The organism is Pseudomonas sp. HMSC063H08, assembly GCF_001813645.1.
GTDB classification, from domain to species: Bacteria; Pseudomonadota; Gammaproteobacteria; order Pseudomonadales; family Pseudomonadaceae; genus Pseudomonas; species Pseudomonas aeruginosa.
The window spans coordinates 1-4,269 of sequence record NZ_KV813336.1 but is presented as its reverse complement, the minus strand read 5'-3'; the positions used below and the strand labels follow the sequence as shown (position 1 = coordinate 4,269).

Annotated in this window: 4 protein-coding genes and 1 pseudogene; all 5 read left to right on the top strand. The window is 70.6% G+C overall.

Annotated features, from left to right (window positions below):
- On the top strand, nt 1-105 hold a 105-nt coding region (locus HMPREF2924_RS02495; protein ID WP_003108342.1), incomplete at its 5' end, for a PhzA/PhzB family protein.
- Between the two features lie 23 nt (nt 106-128).
- Complete coding sequence (gene phzC / locus HMPREF2924_RS02490; protein WP_015503079.1) at nt 129-1,346, top strand: phenazine biosynthesis protein PhzC; 1,218 nt, start codon at nt 129-131, stop codon at nt 1,344-1,346.
- Nucleotides 1,343-1,966: a phenazine biosynthesis protein PhzD gene (gene phzD / locus HMPREF2924_RS02485; protein WP_003093625.1), complete on the top strand. Its 624-nt coding sequence runs from the start codon at nt 1,343-1,345 to the stop codon at nt 1,964-1,966. The genes phzC and phzD overlap by 4 nt, the downstream gene beginning before the upstream one ends.
- Nucleotides 1,963-3,846, top strand: coding sequence for a phenazine biosynthesis protein PhzE (gene phzE, locus HMPREF2924_RS02480; protein WP_009316358.1), 1,884 nt, complete (start codon nt 1,963-1,965; stop codon nt 3,844-3,846). The genes phzD and phzE overlap by 4 nt, the downstream gene beginning before the upstream one ends.
- A gap of 13 nt (nt 3,847-3,859) precedes the next feature.
- Nucleotides 3,860-4,269, top strand: a pseudogene (gene phzF, locus HMPREF2924_RS02475) (phenazine biosynthesis protein PhzF); the annotation flags it as partial.

Sequence of the window (4,269 nt, the reverse complement as noted above, 5' to 3'; positions counted from 1 at the left end):
GACGGCAAGATCAAGCGCAACCGCGAATTCATGAACGTCTTCCAACAATTGCGCGCCTTGAGCATTCCGGTCCCGCAGATCAAACGCGAAGGCATTCCCACCTGAGGCCATCCTGGAAGGGGTGAACTATGGACGATCTATTGCAACGCGTACGGCGCTGCGAAGCGCTGCAGCAACCCGAATGGGGCGATCCGTCGCGCCTGCGCGACGTGCAGGCGTACCTGCGCGGCAGTCCGGCGCTGATCCGCGCCGGCGACATCCTGGCCCTGCGCGCGACCCTGGCGCGGGTCGCCCGCGGCGAGGCGCTGGTGGTGCAGTGCGGCGACTGCGCCGAGGACATGGACGACCACCATGCCGAGAACGTGGCGCGCAAGGCCGCCGTGCTGGAACTGCTGGCCGGCGCCCTGCGCCTGGCCGGCCGGCGGCCGGTGATCCGCGTCGGGCGCATCGCCGGGCAGTACGCCAAGCCGCGTTCCAAGCCGCACGAGCAGGTCGGCGAGCAGACCCTGCCGGTCTATCGCGGCGACATGGTCAACGGCCGCGAGGCCCATGCCGAGCAGCGCCGGGCCGATCCGCAGCGGATTCTCAAGGGCTATGCGGCGGCGCGCAACATCATGCGCCACCTGGGCTGGGACGCCGCGTCCGGGCAGGAGGCGAATGCCTCGCCGGTCTGGACCAGCCACGAGATGCTGCTGCTCGACTACGAGCTGTCGATGCTGCGCGAGGACGAGCAGCGCCGGGTCTACCTCGGTTCGACCCACTGGCCGTGGATCGGCGAGCGCACCCGCCAGGTCGACGGCGCCCATGTGGCGCTGCTGGCCGAGGTGCTCAACCCGGTGGCCTGCAAGGTCGGTCCGGAGATCGGCCGCGACCAGTTGCTGGCGCTCTGCGAGCGTCTCGACCCGCGCCGCGAGCCGGGACGCCTGACGCTGATCGCGCGGATGGGCGCGCAGAAGGTCGGCGAGCGCCTGCCGCCGCTGGTGGAGGCGGTGCGCGCGGCCGGCCACCCGGTGATCTGGCTGAGCGACCCGATGCACGGCAACACCATCGTCGCGCCCTGCGGCAACAAGACCCGCCTGGTGCGCAGCATCGCCGAGGAGGTGGCGGCGTTCCGCCTGGCGGTGTCCGGCTCCGGCGGCGTGGCCGCCGGGCTGCACCTGGAGACCACCCCGGACGACGTCACCGAGTGCGTCGCCGATTCCAGCGGCCTGCACCAGGTCAGCCGGCACTACACCAGCCTCTGCGATCCGCGGCTGAACCCCTGGCAGGCGCTCAGCGCGGTGATGGCCTGGGCCGGCGCAGAAGCGTCCCCGAGCGCAACCTTCCCCCTGGAGACCGTGGCATGAGCGGCATTCCCGAAATCACCGCCTATCCCTTGCCGACCGCCCAGCAGCTGCCGGCCAACCTGGCGCGCTGGAGCCTGGAGCCGCGGCGCGCGGTGCTGCTGGTGCACGACATGCAGCGCTACTTCCTGCGCCCGCTGCCCGAGAGCCTGCGCGCCGGGCTGGTGGCCAACGCCGCGCGGCTGCGCCGCTGGTGCGTCGAGCAGGGCGTGCAGATCGCCTACACCGCCCAGCCGGGCAGCATGACCGAGGAGCAGCGCGGCCTGCTCAAGGACTTCTGGGGGCCGGGCATGCGCGCCAGTCCGGCCGACCGCGAGGTGGTCGAGGAGCTGGCGCCGGGGCCGGACGACTGGCTGCTGACCAAGTGGCGCTACAGCGCCTTCTTCCACTCCGACCTGCTCCAGCGGATGCGCGCCGCCGGCCGCGACCAGTTGGTGCTGTGCGGCGTATACGCCCACGTCGGGGTGCTGATCTCCACGGTCGACGCCTACTCCAACGACATCCAGCCGTTCCTGGTGGCCGACGCCATCGCCGACTTCAGCGAGGCGCACCACCGCATGGCCCTGGAATACGCCGCCAGCCGCTGCGCGATGGTGGTCACCACCGACGAGGTGCTGGAATGAACGCCCTGCCCACATCGCTGTTGCAGCGCCTGCTCGAACGGCCGGCGCCGTTCGCCTTGCTCTACCGCCCGGAAAGCAATGGCCCGGGCCTGCTCGACGTGATTCGCGGCGAGACGCTCGAACTGCACGGCCTGGCCGACCTGCCGCTGGACGAGCCCGGCCCGGGCCTGCCGCGCCATGACCTGCTGGCGCTGATTCCCTACCGGCAGATCGCCGAGCGCGGCTTCGAGGCGCTCGACGACGGCACGCCGCTGCTGGCGCTGAAGGTCCTGGAGCAGGAACTGCTGCCGTTGGAGCAGGCCCTGGCGCTGCTGCCGAACCAGGCGCTGGAACTGAGCGAGGAAGGTTTCGACCTCGACGACGAGGCCTACGCCGAAGTGGTCGGGCGGGTCATCGCCGACGAGATCGGTCGCGGCGAAGGCGCCAACTTCGTGATCAAGCGGCGCTTCCAGGCGCGCATCGACGGCTACGCCACGGCCAGCGCGCTGAGTTTCTTCCGCCAGTTGCTGCTGCGCGAGAAGGGCGCCTACTGGACCTTCATCGTCCACACCGGCGAACGCACCCTGGTCGGCGCCTCGCCCGAGCGGCACATCAGCGTGCGCGACGGCCTGGCGGTGATGAACCCGATCAGCGGCACCTACCGCTACCCGCCGGCCGGGCCGAACCTGGCCGAGGTCATGGAATTCCTCGACAACCGCAAGGAAGCCGACGAGCTGTACATGGTGGTGGACGAGGAACTGAAGATGATGGCGCGGATCTGCGAGGACGGCGGCCGGGTGCTCGGTCCCTACCTCAAGGAGATGGCGCACCTGGCGCACACCGAGTACTTCATCGAGGGCCAGACCAGCCGCGACGTGCGCGAGGTGCTGCGCGAGACGCTGTTCGCCCCGACCGTCACCGGCAGCCCGCTGGAAAGCGCCTGCCGGGTGATCCGCCGCTACGAGCCGCAGGGTCGCGGCTACTACAGCGGGGTGGCGGCGCTGATCGGCGGCGACGGCCAGGGCGGGCGCACGCTGGACTCGGCAATCCTGATCCGCACCGCCGAGATCGAGGGCGACGGCCGCCTGCGCATCGGCGTCGGCTCGACCATCGTGCGCCACTCCGATCCCCTGGGCGAGGCGGCGGAAAGCCGGGCCAAGGCTTCCGGGCTGATCGCCGCGCTGAAGAGCCAGGCGCCGCAGCGCCTGGGCTCGCACCCGCACGTGGTGGCGGCGCTGGCCAGCCGCAACGCGCCGATCGCCGACTTCTGGCTGCGCGGCGCCAGCGAGCGCCAGCAGTTGCAGGCCGACCTGTCCGGACGCGAGGTGCTGATCGTCGATGCCGAGGACACCTTCACCTCGATGATCGCCAAGCAGCTCAAGTCGCTGGGCCTGACGGTGACCGTGCGCGGCTTCCAGGAGCCGTACTCGTTCGACGGCTACGACCTGGTGATCATGGGCCCCGGCCCGGGCAACCCCACCGAGATCGGCCAGCCGAAGATCGGCCACCTGCACCTGGCCATCCGTTCGCTGCTCAGCGAGCGCCGGCCGTTCCTCGCCGTGTGCCTGAGCCACCAGGTGCTGAGCCTGTGCCTGGGCCTGGACCTGCAACGCCGGCAGGAGCCCAACCAGGGCGTGCAGAAACAGATCGACCTGTTCGGCGCAGCCGAGCGCGTCGGCTTCTACAACACCTTCGCCGCGCGCGCCCTGCAGGACCGCATCGAGATCCCCGAGGTCGGCCCGATCGAGATCAGCCGCGACCGCGAGACCGGCGAGGTCCACGCCCTGCGCGGGCCGCGCTTCGCCTCCATGCAATTCCACCCCGAATCGGTGCTGACCCGCGAGGGTCCGCGCATCATCGCCGACCTGCTGCGCCATGCGCTGGTCGAGCGGCGGCCCTGAGCCAGGAGAGCCCATGCACAGATATGTCGTGATAGACGCCTTCGCCAGCGAACCGCTGCAAGGCAACCCGGTGGCGGTGTTCTTCGACTGCGACGACCTCAGCGGCGAGCGCATGCAGCGCATGGCGCGGGAGATGAACCTGTCGGAGAGCACCTTCGTGCTCCGCCCGCAACAGGACGGCGACGCGCGCATCCGCATCTTCACCCCGGTCAACGAACTGCCGTTCGCCGGCCACCCGCTGCTGGGCACCGCCATCGCCCTGGGCGCCGAGACCGACAAGGACAGGCTGTTCCTGGAGACCAGGATGGGCACCGTGCCCTTCGCCCTGGAGCGCCAGGACGGCAAGGTGGTGGCCTGCAGCATGCAGCAGCCGATCCCCACCTGGGAGCACTTCAGCCGACCGGCCGAGCTGCTCGCCGCCCT

Bases quoted from the DNA above. Each gene is read 5' to 3' on its own strand.
- phzC (WP_015503079.1), top strand. From the start codon at position 129: ATGGACGATCTATTGCAACGCGTACGGCGCTGCGAAGCGCTGCAGCAA.
- phzD (WP_003093625.1), top strand. From the start codon at position 1,343: ATGAGCGGCATTCCCGAAATCACCGCCTATCCCTTGCCGACCGCCCAG.
- phzE (WP_009316358.1), top strand. From the start codon at position 1,963: ATGAACGCCCTGCCCACATCGCTGTTGCAGCGCCTGCTCGAACGGCCG.